Genomic DNA, 15,214 nt, shown 5'->3' on the forward strand with positions numbered 1-15,214 from the left:
TTTGTCGTAGGTGGGGCAACCGCCGTTGGTTACCTGTATGGATTACTTAGCGAGATCTGTGCCAACACCTTGATACCGAGTTGCGGCCATTCGCGGGCAAGCCTCGCTCCTACGAGTTTTGTGGTGGGATCAGATGTTGTGGGCGACACAAAACCTGTAGGAGCGAGGCTTGCCCGCGAAGGCGTCTTCACAGGCTGCGCAAGGCCTCAGCCCAACAACTCACTCATGGCAATAATCTGCTCCGCCACCTGAATCAGCTTCTGCTGCCGGCTCATGGCCTGGCGGCGCATCAGGGTGTAGGCCTCTTCCTCGTTGCAGTCCTTCATTTTCATCAGCAACCCCTTGGCCAGCTCGATGCGCTTGCGCTCAGCCAGTTGCTGGTCGCGGGCATTGAGTTGGGCGCGCAGGGCCTGGTCGCTTTCAAAGCGGGCCATGGCCACGTCGAGAATCGGCTGCAAGCGTTGTGCGTGAATGCCTTCGACGATGTAGGCGCTGACGCCGGACTTGATCGCCTGACGCATCACATCGGGATCGTGTTCATCGGTAAACATCACAATCGGCCGCGGCTGATCGCGGGAAACCAGCACCACTTGCTCCATCACATCGCGGCTCGGTGACTCGGTATCGATCAGGATCACGTCCGGACGCACCGTTTCGACGCGCGCGGGCAGGTCGATGGTCAGGCCCGATTCGTCGATAACCTCGAACCCGGCCTCGGTCAGCGCCGCTTTCAGGCGACCGACTTTCTTCGCCGTGTCGTTGATCAGCAGGATACGCAACATATTCGCAGTCTCCTGTCAGCGGCTGGCGATGAGGGGCGAGCTGTCGCTCATGGCGTGCAGCTTGAAACTGCGGGCATAGCCGGTCGGGTCGGAGCCGTCCCAGATTTTGCCGTCGATCAACTGGCTGCTGCGCATCTCCTGACTCCCGGCGGCAACACTGACTGCGCTGGCGGCCTCACGGTACAAGTCTAGTTGCTGGACCTGGCGGGCCACGCCGAGGTAATCCGGGTCGTCGCGCAACAAGCCCCAGCGACGGAACTGGGTCATGAACCACATACCGTCGGACAAGTACGGCACGTTGACCTCGCCGCTCGCATGGAAGCGCAGCGCGTGCGGGTCTTGCCAGCGATTGCCGAGGCCATCGGCGTAGTCGCCGAGCAAGCGCGGTTCGATGCAATCGAGCGGCGCATCAAGGTATTCCGGCGCGCTCAACAGCTTCGCGGTGCTGCGGCGGTTTTCGCTGCTGTCTTCGATGAAGCGACTGGCTTCGAGGATCGCCATCACCAGCGCCCGAGCGGTGTTGGGGTACTGCTCGACAAAGGCGCGGGTGCAGCCGAGGACTTTTTCCGGGTGGTCGGGCCAGATGGTCTGGCTCGTCGCCATGGTGAACCCCAGATTCTGTTTCACCGCGCTGGCGGACCACGGCTCGCCGACGCAGAAGCCATCGATACGCCCGGCTTGCAGGTGCGCGACCATTTGCGGCGGCGGCACCACCACGCTGTCGACGTCCTGCAACGGATGAATGCCCTGACTCGCGAGCCAGTAATACAGCCACATGGCGTGGGTGCCCGTGGGAAATGTCTGGGCGAAAGTCAGTTTTGGGCGACTTTGGTGCACGTGCCGGTCGAGTGCTTCAGGACTGGTCACCCCCAAGGCCTGCAAGCCGTGAGAGAGATTAATGCTCTGGCCGTTCTGGTTCAGGCCCATGAGCACCGCCATGTCGGTCGGCGCCACGCCGCCGATGCCCAGGTGCACGGCGTAAATCAGTCCGTACAGGCTGTGGGCGGCGTCGAGTTCGCCGCTGACCAGTTTGTCCCGCAGGTTGGCCCAGGACGACTGACGCTTGAGGTTCAGCGTCAGGCCGTAAGGCTGGGCGAAACCCTGCGTGGCCGCGACCACTACCGAGGCGCAGTCGCTCAGGGCCATAAAGCCGAGGTTGATTTCAGTCTTTTCCGGGGCATCGCTGCCATTGACCCAGGCCAATGGGCCCGCTGTGGTTTCATTCATGGCTAAACACCTTCCAAAAAAAAGCGCCGTACCGGGCTGCTTGCCGGGGCAAGGCCAGGTGACGACGCCTTTGTCTTTCGACTCATCCCGCCGTTGGCATGAGTGCTGATGTCTTTGTCGGTGCAAGGCATATGCCATCGCCCGCTGATTTTGTTGCGCGCCTCGCTTGCAACCCCGATGCCCGGCTATAATCGCCGCCTCATTTCGCCGCCATTCGAGTCAAAACCGCCCATGTACACCCTGGCCCGTCAGCTGTTGTTCAAACTTTCCCCGGAAACCTCCCACGATCTGTCCCTGGACCTGATCGGCGCGGGCGGACGTTTGGGCCTCAACGGTTTGCTGTGCAAGGCGCCGGCGAAAATGCCGGTGAACGTCATGGGCCTGGAATTCCCGAACCCGGTGGGTCTGGCGGCCGGTCTGGACAAGAACGGCGCGGCCATCGACGGTTTTGCCCAACTCGGTTTTGGCTTTGTCGAAATCGGCACCATTACGCCACGCCCTCAGCCGGGCAACCCGAAACCACGGATTTTCCGTCTGCCGGATGCCGAGGCGATCATCAACCGCATGGGTTTCAACAACCTCGGTGTCGATCACCTGCTGGCCCGCGTGGCGGCGGCCAAGTACAAGGGCGTGCTGGGCATCAACATCGGCAAGAACTTCGATACACCGGTTGAGCGCGCCGTCGACGACTACCTGATCTGCCTGGACAAGGTCTACGCCCACGCCAGCTACGTGACGGTCAACGTCAGCTCGCCGAACACCCCGGGCCTGCGCAGCCTGCAATTCGGCGATTCGCTCAAGCAATTGCTGGCTGATCTGGCGACCCGTCGCGCCGAACTGGCCCTGCGCCACGGCAAACATGTACCGCTGGCGATCAAGATCGCGCCGGACATGACCGACGAAGAAACCGCGCAGGTTGCGCAGGCGTTGATCGAAACCGGGATGGACGCGGTGATTGCCACCAACACCACCCTTAGCCGCGTGGGCGTCGAAGGCATGGAACACGGTGACGAGGCGGGCGGTCTGTCCGGCGCACCGGTTCGCGAGAAGAGCACCCACACCGTGAAGGTGCTGGCGGCGGAATTGGCCGGTCGCTTGCCGATCATCGCCGTGGGCGGCATCACCGAAGGCAAGCACGCGGCCGAGAAAATCGCCGCAGGCGCGAGCCTGGTGCAGATCTACTCCGGCTTCATCTACAAAGGCCCGGCGTTGATTCGTGAATCAGTGGACGCCATCGCCGCCCTGCGCTGACCGGTCAATGTAGGAGCTGTGTAGGAGCTGTCGAGTGAAACGAGGCTGCGATCTTTTGATCTTGCTTTTAAAAAGATCAAGATCAAAAGATCGCAGCCTCGTTTCACTCGACAGCTCCTACAAGGGATGTGTGGGTACTGGAAGAACAGGCATAAAAAAGGGCACCTCGAAGGTGCCCCTGGGCCGGAGCCCGCCGCCCGGATGGGGCGTGCGTGGTAAGTCGTTACGTAATCAGATTGTCGTGTCGGAGTGTTGTGCCCTGTGTTAGCCGACGGCGTGAAGTTCGTTGAGTCTGTGGATTCCCGCAGTGCCGGTCATACCGTCCCAGTTGTCGCCGCGTCCTTCTCGCCAGCCGTTAATCCAGGCTTGGCGTACCGACGGTAGAGTAAATGGGCAAAGCTCACGGGATTTGCCACCAACGCCATATTGATATCCGCGCAAAAATGCTCTTTCCAACGGATCACGCTTAAGTCTTCTCATAGGGTGTTGCCCTCACTTGTTGACTGTATTTATCGCGTCGACCTCAATTGAGGTCTGGCAGAAAAAAACTCCTGCCGTTGGGGCTCGCTGCCGGCGTCGCGAGCCAAGGTGTTGACGTCGTTGCGGCGTCAACCTGTATTGAGTTCTAACCAATGCGTCACATCGAGGGAATGATCGTTTTGTCATAAGAACGTAACCATAAAGATGCTAAGGCCATAAGTAACACGATGTTTGTCCCGTGTTTATTGGTCAAAGCCCTGTATGATCGGCCCCCCGCAGGATGATGGGGTTAATCCTTTAGTGAGAATGGCTCCTGTTGAGCAGGACGACTATTCGACGAAGGGTCGGCTTATGACATTTTGTTGCATCAACTTTTTTATCTGCCTGTGCATCTAAGCTCTTCTAACCTGAGCAGCACGGGTGGGACGGCACACCTTCGTGCCACGCGGGCGCTCTTTTAGAAAAGCGCCTGATTGAAAACCGGGCCGGCAATGCGTTGCCGGTTCACTTAGCTAAAGGCTCTGGAATTACCATGTCCGATCGTTTCGAACTCTTCCTCACTTGCCCAAAAGGCCTTGAAGGCCTGCTTATCGAGGAAGCCGTCGGGCTTGGCCTTGAAGAAGCGCGTGAGCACACCTCGGCTGTGCGCGGCATGGCTACCATGGAAACCGCATATCGCCTGTGCCTGTGGTCGCGTCTGGCGAACCGGGTGCTGCTGGTGCTCAAGCGGTTCCCGATGAAAGACGCCGAAGACCTGTACCACGGCGTGCTCGACATCGAGTGGCAAGACCACATGCTCAACGACGGCACCCTGGCCGTCGAGTTCAGCGGTCACGGCTCGGGCATCGACAACACCCACTTCGGCGCCCTGAAAGTCAAAGACGCCATCGTCGACAAACTGCGCACCCCGCAAGGCGACCGCCCGTCCATCGACAAGCTCAACCCGGACCTGCGCATTCACCTGCGCCTGGACCGTGGCGAAGCGATCCTGTCCCTTGACCTCTCCGGCCACAGCCTGCACCAGCGCGGATATCGCTTGCAGCAGGGCGCGGCGCCTCTGAAGGAAAACCTCGCGGCCGCGATCCTGATCCGTTCCGGCTGGCCGCGCATCGCCGCCGAGGGCGGCGCACTGGCTGACCCGATGTGCGGTGTCGGTACGTTCCTCGTCGAAGCGGCCATGATCGCTGCCGACATGGCGCCGAACCTGCGTCGCGAGCAGTGGGGTTTCACTGCCTGGCTTGGTCACGTGCCGGCGCTGTGGAAAAAGCTCCACGAAGAAGCCACCGAACGCGCCGCGGCCGGTCTGGCCAAGCCACCGCTGTGGATTCGCGGTTACGAAGCCGACCCGCGCCTGATTCAACCGGGCCGCAACAACGTTGAACGCGCCGGTCTGAGCGAGTGGATCAAAATCTACCAGGGTGAAGTCGGCACCTTCGAGCCGCGCCCGGACCAGAACCAGAAAGGCCTGGTGATCTGCAACCCTCCTTACGGCGAGCGTCTGGGCGACGAAGCAAGCTTGCTTTATCTCTACCAGAACCTCGGCGAGCGTCTGCGTCAGGCTTGCCTGAATTGGGAAGCGGCCGTATTCACCGGCGCGCCGGACCTGGGCAAGCGCATGGGCATCCGCAGCCACAAACAGTATTCGTTCTGGAACGGCGCCTTGCCGTGCAAACTGCTGCTGATCAAAGTCACTCCGGACCAGTTCGTCACCGGTGAACGTCGCACTCCGGAGCAGCGTCAGGTCGAGCGTGAGCAGGCTGAAGTCGAAGTCGCCGACAACGACGTAGCACCCGGCAAGTACGAGAAGTACAACAAGAACGGCAACCCGATCAAACCGGCCCCGGTGGTGATCGAGCAACCGCGCTTGAGCGAAGGCGGGCAGATGTTTGCCAACCGTCTGCAAAAGAACCTCAAGGCGTTGGGCAAGTGGGTCAAGCGTGAAGGCATTGATTGCTACCGCGTCTACGATGCCGACATGCCGGAATATTCCATGGCCATCGACCTGTATCAGGATTGGGTCCACGTCCAGGAATACGCTGCACCGAAGTCCATCGACCCGGAAAAAGCCTCGGCGCGCATGTTTGATGCCCTGGCGGCGATTCCGCAGGCCTTGAACATCGACAAGAGCCGCGTGGTGGTCAAGCGTCGCGAGCGTCAGAGCGGCACCAAGCAATACGAACGCCAAGCGGCGCAGGGCAAGTTCGTCGAGGTCAGCGAAGGCGGCGTGAAGCTGCTGGTCAACCTCACCGATTACCTCGACACCGGGCTGTTCCTCGATCACCGCCCAATGCGTATGCGCATCCAGAAAGAGGCCGCCGGCAAGCGCTTCCTCAACCTGTATTGCTACACCGCGACCGCCAGCGTTCACGCGGCCAAGGGCGGCGCGCGCAGCACCACCAGCGTCGACCTGTCGAAAACCTACCTGGACTGGGCGCGTCGCAACCTGTCGCTGAACGGTTTCTCTGACAAGAACCGTCTGGAGCAGGGTGACGTGATGGCCTGGCTCGACGCCAGCCGTGACGAGTACGACTTGATCTTCATCGACCCGCCGACATTCTCCAACTCCAAGCGCATGGAAGGGATCTTCGACGTGCAGCGCGATCAGGTGCAATTGATCGACCTGGCCATGGCGCGCCTGGCGCCGGGCGGCGTGTTGTATTTCTCCAACAACTTCCGCAAGTTCACGCTCGAGGAAAACCTCGCCGCGCGTTATGCCGTTGAAGAAATCACCGCCCAGACCATCGATCCGGATTTCGCCCGTAACGGCAAGATCCACCGTGCCTGGAAAATCACGGCCCGTTGACAGAAAAGTGATTGGATCCACAGAGCCTTGATTTTTAAAGGCTCTTTGGTTCTTTCTGTGCTGGTCAAATTAGTGGCTAATAGCTATAACTCAACTCATGGCCAATGGGCTTTCCCGCACCTGGCGTTTTGAGTTGCGTCTATGTCGTTGCACGCCGTGCGTCCCAAGATCCTGGGTTTTATCAGTGAAGATGTCTCGGCCTGGCTGGTCGCGCTGCTGGTATTGCTCGTCGGCGGGATTCTTACCGGATTGCTGGCCTGGTCGACGCTGAATCTGTATCACCATCAATTGCGGCAACGTTTCCAGCTGCTCGCCAGCGAACGTTACAGCCGTATCGAAGAACGTTTCGAAGATCAGGAGCAGCGTCTCGACGGCCTGCGCCGGTTCTTCTCCAATTCCGAGTCGGTCTCCCGCGAGGAGTTCGACGGCTACACCCAACCCTTGCTGCACCGCACTCAGGCGTATTCATTCGCGGCGCGGGTCACCCGTGCCGAGCGGGCAGAGTTCGAGCGCAAAGTGCGCGAAGAAGAAGGTTTGAGCAACTTCACCCTGCGTGAGCTCAATGCCGAGGGCCAACTGCAATTGGCGGCCGAACGGGATGAATACGTGGCGGTGCTCTACAGCCAGACCCGAAGCCGCCTCGGCTCGCCGCTCGGATACGACTTGTTTGCCCAGCCGTTGCGCCGCGCCACCCTGGATCGGGCCGACAAATCGGGCAGCATGGCGGTGTCGCAGCCGATGCATCTGGTCAGCATCGAGCCGGCCTATGCGCGGGGGGTGCTGCTGGTGGCGCCGGTGAAGCGTCAGAGTGATGCGGCAACGCCGAGCGCCAAACCCTACGGTTATGTCATGGCGGTGATCAGCATGCGCCAGTTGCTGGCGGACGGGTTGCCGGAGGCCAGTTATGACTATCTTTCGGTACGCATCCTTGACCTGTCCACCGACGATCAGCACGAAGTGCTTTACGAGTCCTATAACCCGCCTGCGCCGAGTGAATTGTCCGCGACACGCCTGTTGCGCATGGCCGACCACGACTATCAAGTCGACATCCTGCCCAGCGAAGCCTTTCTGAAGGCCAACCATTCCTCGGTGAGCAGCCTGGTGGTGCTCGGTGGCTTGCTCAGCGTGCTGCTCAGTGCGTTGCTCTACGTGCTGGTCAGCCAGCGTCAGCGCGCGTTGAAAATGGTCGAGCAGCGCACCCAGGAATTGCACGCCCGCGAGCAGGAATTGCGCGGCACTCACGGCCAGTTGCGCGGCGTGCTGGATGCCGCGACGCAAGTGGCGATCATTGCCACCGACCTGCGTGGCGTCATCAGCACCTTCAATGCCGGGGCCGAACAAATGCTCGGTTACTCCAGCGCTGACGTGGTGGGGCACATGACCCTGGAAAATCTGCACTTTCCCCGGGAGCTGGTGGCTCGCTCGGCGGAGTTGAGCGCGCGCTATGGCAAGCCGATCCCGACCTGTCAGGCGATGTTGGTCGAAGGCGGAGAAGAGGGCGGTCACGAAGCGCGGGAGTGGACGCTGGTCCGTCAGGACGGCAGCCATTTGACCGTGAACATGCTCGCGACCCCGGTACTCGACGAGCAAGGCTTGTGGGTCGGGCATCTGGCGGTTTGCATCGACATCACCGAACGTAAACGCGTTCACGAGGCTTTGGCCGCACGGGATCTGTTGCTGAAAAAGCTCAGCGCCCATGTGCCCGGTGGCATTTATCAATTCAAGATGGAATTCGACGGTCGTTTCAGTGTGATCTACGCCAGCGACGGGATTCGCGAAATCTACGAGCTCGAACCGGATGTGCTGCTGCTCAACGCGGAAGCGATTTTCACGCGGATTCATCCACAGGACACCACCCGCGTACGCGCCTCGATCCGCGCCTCGGCGGACACGCTCAGCCCGTGGCGTGAGGAATACCGTGTGCAACTGCCGCAGCGTGGCCTGCGCTGGGTGCGCGGCGAGGCGACTCCGGAGGAATTGCCGGGCGGCGGAGTGCTTTGGCATGGCTACATCTCGGACATTTCCGACCTGAAGCGGGTGGAAGAAGAGCTGCGGGCGCTGTCGATCACCGACTCGCTGACCGGGATCCACAACCGCCGCTATTTCCAGGAACGCCTGACCACCGAAATGGCCCGGGTCGAGCGCGGTGGCGGCGAGTTGTCGGTGATCATGCTCGACATCGACCACTTCAAACGCATCAATGACCTGCATGGACACGCCGTGGGCGATCGGGTGTTGCAAGCCGTGTGCGAGCGCATCGGCCATCGTCTGCGACGTACCGACGTGTTCTGTCGCCTGGGTGGCGAGGAATTCATGGTGCTGTGCCCGGACATCGACGGCGAACAGGCGCAGGTGCTGGCCTTGCAGCTGTGGCAAGGATTGCGCAGCTCACCGATCGAAGGCGTGGGGACCGTGACCGCGAGTTTCGGGATTGCCAGTTGGCGAGTCGGGGAGGGCGCGGACGCGCTGTTGCTGCGGGCGGATTCGGGGGTTTACGCGGCGAAGCAGGCGGGACGGGATCGGGTCGAGCCGCAAACCAGCTAAAGGTGCATGCAAAACCCCTGTGGGACGGGCTTGCTCGCGAATGCGGTGTGTCAGTCAGCATCAATGTCGACTGATACTCCGTATTCGCGAGCAAGCCCGCTCCCACATTTGGATCTGTGGTGTTTTGAGGAACGGGGTTAGAGCACCGAAGCCGTTTCCGGCACTTTCGGCTGGCGATACAGGTCCAGCAGCACCTGATCCAGCACCGACGATGCGCCAAACGGGGCCTTGTCATTGAGGATCGCCACCACCGCCCAGGTGTTGCCGTTGACGTCACGGCTGAAACCGGAGATTGCGCGTACGGTGTTCAAGGTGCCGGTCTTGACGTGGGCTTCGCCGCGCATCGCCGTGGTTTTCAGGCGTTTGCGCATGGTGCCGTCGGTGCCGGCAATCGGCATCGAACTGATGAACTCGGCGGAATAAGGGCTGCGCCATGCGGCTTGCAGCATCGCCGCCATTTCACGGGCGCTCACGCGTTCGGCACGGGACAGGCCGGAGCCGTTTTCCATCACCAGGTGCGGCGCGGTGATGCCTTTTTTCGCCAGCCACTGACGCACCACGCGCTGGGCAGCCTTGGCGTCGTCACCGTCGGCGTCGGTGCGGAATTTCTGGCCCAGGCTCAGGAACAGCTGCTGAGCCATGGTGTTGTTACTGTATTTGTTGATGTCGCGAATGATTTCCGCCAGATCCGGCGAGTAGGCACGGGCCAGCACTTTGGCGTTGCTCGGCGTCGGCGCCAGACGATCCTTGCCTTGGATGCTGCCGCCCAGTTCCTTCCAGATCGCGCGCACGGCACCGGCGGTGTAGGTCGCGTGGTCAAGCAGCGACAGATACGTCTGCGAGCTGCAGCCATCGCCCAATTGACCGCCGACCGTCACGGTCACGCTGCCATCGGGCTGGGTCACCGGGTTGTAGCGCACGCCACCGGTGCATTGCTTGGAGTTGACTGCTTTGACCTGATTCTCGATGTTGATGCTGGCAATCGGCGGTTCCACCGACACCAGGACCCGGCCGTTGTCGTTGCGCGCCACGAAGCGCAGGGCCTTGAGGTTGACCATCAGCGAGTCTGGCTTGACCAGGAACGGCTTGTTGTCGTCATTGCCGTCATCGTTGAATTCGGGCAGTTGCGGTTGCACGAAGAAACCGCGGTCCAGCACCAGGTCACCGGTGATTTGCGTCACGCCGTTGGCGCGCAGGTCACGCATCAGCAGCCAGAGCTTTTCCATGTTCAGTTTCGGATCGCCGCCACCCTTGAGGTAGAGGTTGCCGTTGAGGATGCCGCCGCTGAGGGTGCCGTCGGTGTAGAACTCGGTTTTCCACTGGTGATTCGGGCCGAGCATTTCCAGCGCGGCATAGGTGGTCACCAGTTTCATGGTCGAGGCCGGGTTGACCGACACGTCAGCGTTGTAAATGGTCGGGGTGCCCGGGCCGTTCAACGGAATCATCACCAGCGACAGGGCGTTGTCCGGAAGCTTGCTGGCTTTGAGGGCTTTTTCGACGTTGGGTGACAGACCGGTGTTGATAGGGGCGGCGGAAACGGAGAAGGCCAGAGGAAGAATAAAACCGGCCAGCAACAATGGACGCAAAGATTTGATCATGTGAAATAAAACCCTACATTCGAGGGGAAAAAAGACGAGGGCATGAAGATAAATTCCCTCAGTGGTCATGAAAGTGTCGGCATTATGCCCCAAGGTGTAACGGCTTGTGCCTTGCCGTGGCCTTCTAATCCGCAATTTTTTTACCGACGGTCAGCGACGCGCCCCAGAGAGTCGGGCAATTAGCGGCTTAAACTGCTAAAGTGCCGCCCGTTATTACTTATGAGGATTGTTCCAATGGCGACTAACCGTTCCCAGCGTCTGCGCAAAAAACTGTGCGTCGATGAATTTCAAGAGCTGGGTTTCGAACTGAACCTGGATTTCAAAGAAGATTTGGCTGATGAAGCCATTGATGCTTTCCTCGACGCGTTCCTGAAAGAAGCCATGGAAGCCAACGGTCTGGGCTATGTTGGCGGCGACGACTTCGGTCTGGTTTGCCTGCAGAAACGTGGCTCGGTATCCGAAGAGCAGCGCGCTGCTGTTGAAGCCTGGCTCAAAGGCCGCAGCGAACTGACCGAAGCAACCGTCAGCCCGCTGATCGACGTCTGGTACCCGGAAAAGCCGATCAATCCGGTAGCTTGATGTCATAAGAAACGGCGACCCAAGGGTCGCCGTTTTTTTTAAGAGCAAAAGATCGCAGCCTCGTTGCACTCGACAGCTCCTACATTGGAATGCGCTTTCCCTGTAGGAGCTGTCGAGTGCAACGAGGCTGCGATCTTTTGCTTTTCAGGCTTTACGCCAATTCAGAATCACCAGCGTCAACACCCCCGCCACAATCCCCCAAAATGCCGAACCAATGGAAAACAGCGTCAGCCCCGACGCCGTGACCATAAAGGTAATCAACGCCGCCTCGCGTTCCTTCACTTCGGTCATGGCAATACTCAGGCCATTGATGATCGAGCCGAACAGCGCCAGCGCCGCAATCGACAGCACCAGCTCTTTAGGCAGCGCCGCGAACAACGCCGCCAGCGTTGCGCCGAACACCCCGGCAATCCCGTAGAAAATCCCGCACCAGACCGCCGCCGTGTAGCGCTTGTTGCGATCCTCATGGGCATGCGGCCCGGTGCAGATTGCCGCGCTGATGGCCGCCAGGTTGATCCCGTGGGAGCCAAATGGCGCCAGCAGCAGCGAGGCGATGCCGGTGGTGGTGATCAGCGGCGAGGCGGGCACGGTGTAGCCGTCGGCGCGCAATACGGCGATGCCGGGCATGTTCTGCGAGGTCATCGCCACCACAAACAACGGAATACCGATGCTGATGGTCGCGGCCAGGGAGAAGTGCGGCGTGGTCCAGACCGGCGTCGCCACTTCCAGATGGAAACCGCTGAAGTCCAGCAACCCCATGAACCCGGACAACGCCGTGCCGATCAGCAATGCCGCGAGCACCGCGTAACGCGGCGACAGGCGTTTGACCAGCAAATAAGTGAAGAACATCCCCAGCACCAGCCCGGTGCGATGTTGCGCAGCGACGAAGATTTCACTGCCGATTTTGAACAGAATCCCCGCCAGCAACGCTGCGGCCAATGACGCCGGAATCTTTTTCACCAGTCGTTCGAAGCTACCGGTCAGGCCGCAAATGGTCACCAGCACTGCGCAAGTGATGTAGGCACCGATGGCTTCGCCGTAGCTCACGCCGCCCAGGCTGGTGATCAACAACGCCGCGCCGGGCGTCGACCAGGCGATGGTGATTGGCGTGCGGTAACGCAGGGACAGGCCGATCGAGCACACCGCCATGCCAATCGAGATCGCCCAGATCCACGACGAAATCTGCCCGCTGGTCAGGCCCGCCGCTTGTCCGGCCTGAAACATCAGGACCAGGGAGCTGGTGTAACCGGTCATCATCGCGATGAAGCCGGCAACGATCGCCGACGGTGACGTATCGGCCAGAGGGCGGAGCTGCGTGTGCGTGGCGTCGTTCATGACAGCGGTGTTCCTTGTTCGGTTAAAGACATCGGATCAACGCTGAACCCTGTAGGAGCGAGGCTTGCCCGCGAAGGCGTCGTATCAGTCGATATCAATGTTGACTGACACCACGCCTTCGCGGGCAAGCCTCGCTCCTACAGGTATCGTGTTCAGGCAGCGGATTCTGCGATCAAGCCTAAACTCAAAAGTAACCAACCGTTGCGATACAGCAGAAGCGACAAACAGCCGTACAGTCGTGTTGCCACCATCCATTGTGTACAATCGCGGTGTTTTTTACGCGATACTTGCCAGCGACCCACTGTGCCGTATTACAGTCACGGTCAATTCGCCGCAGTTCTCCCGACTCGAGTGCCCATGAACGAACAGTTGCAGCCCCTCAAGAAACAACCGCGAGCAGGCAAAGCCGGCCGCAGCGGTACCCAGGACGATATTGTCTACGCGCATATCTTCGAGGCCATCCTCGAACAGCGTCTGGCGCCCGGCACCAAGTTGAGCGAAGAAGCGCTGGGGGAAATTTTTGGGGTCAGTCGCACCATCATTCGCCGCGCGCTGTCGCGCCTGGCCCATGAAGGCGTCGTGCTGCTGCGTCCGAATCGCGGTGCTGTCGTCGCCAGCCCAAGTGTTGAAGAGGCCCGTCAGGTGTTCCTGGCGCGGCGTCTGGTAGAGCGCGCAATCACTGAACTTGCAGTTCAGCACGCCACTGCCGAGCAGATTGCCGAGTTGCGGCAGATGGTCAACGACGAACGCGACAGCTTCTCCCGTGGCGATCGCGGTGCCGGTATCCGTTTGTCGGGCGAGTTCCACCTGAAACTGGCCGAAGCGGCGAAGAACGCACCGCTGATCAGCTTCCAGCGCAGCCTGGTGTCCCAGACGTCGCTGATCATCGCCCAGTACGAAAGCGGCAACCGTTCCCACTGTTCCTATGACGAACACACCCAACTGATCGACGCCATCGAAGCGCGTAACGGTGAGTTGGCGGTGAATTTGATGATGCATCACATGGATCATATCGACAGCAAACTCAACCTCGACGAAGAAAGTGCGTCGGATGATTTGCATGCGGTGTTCTCGCATTTGTTGCAGACCAAGAAGCCAGGGCGGCCAGCGGTCAAGCTCTGATTGTCAGTTGTTGCTGAAAAGATCGCAGCCTCGTTGCACTCGACAGCTCCTACATTGGAACGCGTACCCGTGTAGGAGCTGTCGAGTGCAACGAGGCTGCGATCTTTTGATCTTTCTGACAGCCAACAAAAATCCCCCGGTGCGATAAAGCAACGGGGGATTTTTTTATGCTCGAAAAACCTTAACGCTGATGCACCTGATTCCCCGCCGCATACGTCTGCAGAACAGCCCGGTCATCCCCCAGCGTCATCAACACAAACAACGTCTCGGCAATGTTGTTCGCCTGCTTCAAGCGATAGCTCAGCAACGGCGTGGCGTTGTAATCCAGCACCAGGAAGTCGGCGTCAGTGCCCGGTTGCAGGGTGCCGATCTTGTCTTCAAGACGCAGCGCACGCGCACCGCCGAGGGTCGCCAGGTACAGCGATTTGAACGGACTCAGGCGCGCACCTTGCAGTTGCATGACCTTGTACGCCTCGTTCAACGTTTGCAGCAGCGAGAAACTGGTGCCGCCGCCCACGTCCGTGCCCAGCCCGACATTGAGTTTGTGCTTCTCGGCCATCGGCAGGTTGAACAGGCCGCTGCCGAGGAAGAAGTTGGAAGTCGGGCAGAACGCAATCGCCGAACCGGTTTCCGCCAGCCTCGCGCATTCGTCGTCGCACAGGTGCACGCCGTGGGCGAACACCGAGCGCTCGCCCAGCAATTGGTAATGATCGTAAACGTCCAGGTAGCCCTTGCGCTCCGGGAACAGCTCCTTGACCCACTCGACTTCCTTCAGGTTTTCACTGATGTGGGTCTGCATGTACAGGTCCGGATATTCGCTGAGCAGCTGGCCGGCGAGGGTCAGTTGTTCCGGGGTGCTGGTCGGGGCGAAGCGCGGGGTGACCGCGTAGTGCAGGCGGCCCTTGCCGTGCCAGCGCTCAATCAGCGCCTTGCTTTCGACGTAGCTGGATTCGGCGGTGTCGGTCAGGTAGTCCGGCGCGTTGCGGTCCATCATCACCTTGCCGGCGATCATTCGCAGGTCCAGCTGCTCGGCGGCCTCGAAGAACGAGTTCACCGATTGCGGGTGCACGCTGCCGAACACCAGCGCGGTGGTGGTGCCGTTGCGCAGCAGTTCCTTGATGAAAATGTCCGCGACTTCATCAGCGTGAGTTTTGTCGGCGAACTGGCTTTCGCACGGGAAGGTGTAGGTGTTGAGCCAGTCCAACAATTGCTCGCCGTAGGCGCCGACCATGCCGGTTTGCGGCAGGTGAATGTGGGTGTCGATGAAACCGGGGGTAATCAACGCGTCCTGATAATGCGTGATCTCGATGTCGGCCGGCAGGGTAGGCAGCAATTCGCTGGCGTGACCGAGGGCGCTGATCTGGCCGTTATCGACCACCAGCAGGCCGTCTTCGAAATACTCGTACGAGGCTTCGATACCCACTTCGGCAGGGTCGGCGATGCTGTGCAGAATGGCGGCGCGGTAGGCTTTGCGAGTCAAAGGCATGTGATTT

General features: G+C 60.2%; 11 protein-coding genes. 5 read left to right on the plus strand and 6 right to left on the minus strand.

The features are described from left to right. Positions 1 to 206 precede the first annotated feature (206 nt). Both ACA049_RS09730 and ACA049_RS09735 read right to left on the minus strand, forming a co-directional pair. Complete coding sequence (locus ACA049_RS09730) at positions 207 to 782, minus strand: ANTAR domain-containing response regulator (protein WP_008146285.1); 576 nt, start codon at positions 780 to 782, stop codon at positions 207 to 209. Positions 783 to 797: 15 nt separating this feature from the next. Continuing rightward, positions 798 to 2,009, minus strand: coding sequence for a CmpA/NrtA family ABC transporter substrate-binding protein (locus ACA049_RS09735; RefSeq protein ID WP_497334960.1), 1,212 nt, complete (start codon positions 2,007 to 2,009; stop codon positions 798 to 800). Positions 2,010 to 2,240: 231 nt separating this feature from the next. Here ACA049_RS09735 and ACA049_RS09740 point away from each other — a divergent pair, with 231 nt between their 5' ends. After that, positions 2,241 to 3,260, plus strand: a complete 1,020-nt coding sequence (locus ACA049_RS09740; RefSeq protein WP_497334962.1) for a quinone-dependent dihydroorotate dehydrogenase — start codon at positions 2,241 to 2,243, stop codon at positions 3,258 to 3,260. A 264-nt stretch (positions 3,261 to 3,524) separates the two neighbouring features. On the opposite strand, the gene rmf is transcribed toward ACA049_RS09740, so the two are convergent. Continuing rightward, positions 3,525 to 3,740 (minus strand): ribosome modulation factor, encoded by a 216-nt coding sequence (gene rmf / locus ACA049_RS09745; protein ID WP_003223300.1) that lies wholly within the window; start codon positions 3,738 to 3,740, stop codon positions 3,525 to 3,527. A 532-nt stretch (positions 3,741 to 4,272) separates the two neighbouring features. Between rmf and rlmKL the strand changes: the two genes are divergently transcribed. Both rlmKL and ACA049_RS09755 read left to right on the plus strand, forming a co-directional pair. Then, on the plus strand, positions 4,273 to 6,543 hold the full coding sequence (gene rlmKL, locus ACA049_RS09750; protein WP_497334964.1) for a bifunctional 23S rRNA (guanine(2069)-N(7))-methyltransferase RlmK/23S rRNA (guanine(2445)-N(2))-methyltransferase RlmL: 2,271 nt from the start codon (positions 4,273 to 4,275) through the stop codon (positions 6,541 to 6,543). Positions 6,544 to 6,684: 141 nt separating this feature from the next. Then, positions 6,685 to 9,087: a sensor domain-containing diguanylate cyclase gene (locus ACA049_RS09755; protein ID WP_497334966.1), complete on the plus strand. Its 2,403-nt coding sequence runs from the start codon at positions 6,685 to 6,687 to the stop codon at positions 9,085 to 9,087. Between the two features lie 137 nt (positions 9,088 to 9,224). Here ACA049_RS09755 and dacB read toward each other — a convergent pair whose 3' ends face one another. After that, entirely contained in the window at positions 9,225 to 10,685 is a 1,461-nt protein-coding gene (gene dacB, locus ACA049_RS09760) for a D-alanyl-D-alanine carboxypeptidase/D-alanyl-D-alanine endopeptidase (protein ID WP_497334968.1), read from the minus strand. A 234-nt stretch (positions 10,686 to 10,919) separates the two neighbouring features. On the opposite strand from dacB, the gene ACA049_RS09765 reads away from it, so the two are divergent. Beyond that, positions 10,920 to 11,264, plus strand: a complete 345-nt coding sequence (locus ACA049_RS09765) for a YggL family protein (protein WP_007896965.1) — start codon at positions 10,920 to 10,922, stop codon at positions 11,262 to 11,264. 144 nt (positions 11,265 to 11,408) lie between these two features. Here the strand turns inward: ACA049_RS09765 and ACA049_RS09770 are convergent, their stop codons facing one another. Then, the gene (locus tag ACA049_RS09770) at positions 11,409 to 12,599 is read right to left on the minus strand and encodes a benzoate/H(+) symporter BenE family transporter (protein ID WP_109628864.1); all 1,191 of its coding nucleotides are present in this window, start codon (positions 12,597 to 12,599) and stop codon (positions 11,409 to 11,411) included. Positions 12,600 to 12,956: 357 nt separating this feature from the next. On the opposite strand from ACA049_RS09770, the gene ACA049_RS09775 reads away from it, so the two are divergent. After that, positions 12,957 to 13,721, plus strand: coding sequence for a GntR family transcriptional regulator (locus tag ACA049_RS09775; RefSeq protein ID WP_010456474.1), 765 nt, complete (start codon positions 12,957 to 12,959; stop codon positions 13,719 to 13,721). Between the two features lie 181 nt (positions 13,722 to 13,902). Here ACA049_RS09775 and guaD read toward each other — a convergent pair whose 3' ends face one another. Next, positions 13,903 to 15,207, minus strand: a complete 1,305-nt coding sequence (gene guaD / locus ACA049_RS09780; RefSeq protein WP_497334970.1) for a guanine deaminase — start codon at positions 15,205 to 15,207, stop codon at positions 13,903 to 13,905. Between the last annotated feature and the right edge of the window lie 7 nt (positions 15,208 to 15,214).

This window comes from Pseudomonas sp. LBUM1662 (assembly GCF_059695915.1).

Excerpts from the sequence above, each read along its gene's own strand:
- ACA049_RS09730 (WP_008146285.1), bottom strand. The coding sequence starts at position 782 with ATGTTGCGTATCCTGCTGATCAACGACACGGCGAAGAAAGTCGGTCGC.
- ACA049_RS09735 (WP_497334960.1), bottom strand. The coding sequence starts at position 2,009 with ATGAATGAAACCACAGCGGGCCCATTGGCCTGGGTCAATGGCAGCGAT.
- ACA049_RS09740 (WP_497334962.1), top strand. The coding sequence starts at position 2,241 with ATGTACACCCTGGCCCGTCAGCTGTTGTTCAAACTTTCCCCGGAAACC.
- rmf (WP_003223300.1), bottom strand. The coding sequence starts at position 3,740 with ATGAGAAGACTTAAGCGTGATCCGTTGGAAAGAGCATTTTTGCGCGGA.
- rlmKL (WP_497334964.1), top strand. The coding sequence starts at position 4,273 with ATGTCCGATCGTTTCGAACTCTTCCTCACTTGCCCAAAAGGCCTTGAA.
- ACA049_RS09755 (WP_497334966.1), top strand. The coding sequence starts at position 6,685 with ATGTCGTTGCACGCCGTGCGTCCCAAGATCCTGGGTTTTATCAGTGAA.
- dacB (WP_497334968.1), bottom strand. The coding sequence starts at position 10,685 with ATGATCAAATCTTTGCGTCCATTGTTGCTGGCCGGTTTTATTCTTCCT.
- ACA049_RS09765 (WP_007896965.1), top strand. The coding sequence starts at position 10,920 with ATGGCGACTAACCGTTCCCAGCGTCTGCGCAAAAAACTGTGCGTCGAT.
- ACA049_RS09770 (WP_109628864.1), bottom strand. The coding sequence starts at position 12,599 with ATGAACGACGCCACGCACACGCAGCTCCGCCCTCTGGCCGATACGTCA.
- ACA049_RS09775 (WP_010456474.1), top strand. The coding sequence starts at position 12,957 with ATGAACGAACAGTTGCAGCCCCTCAAGAAACAACCGCGAGCAGGCAAA.
- guaD (WP_497334970.1), bottom strand. The coding sequence starts at position 15,207 with ATGCCTTTGACTCGCAAAGCCTACCGCGCCGCCATTCTGCACAGCATC.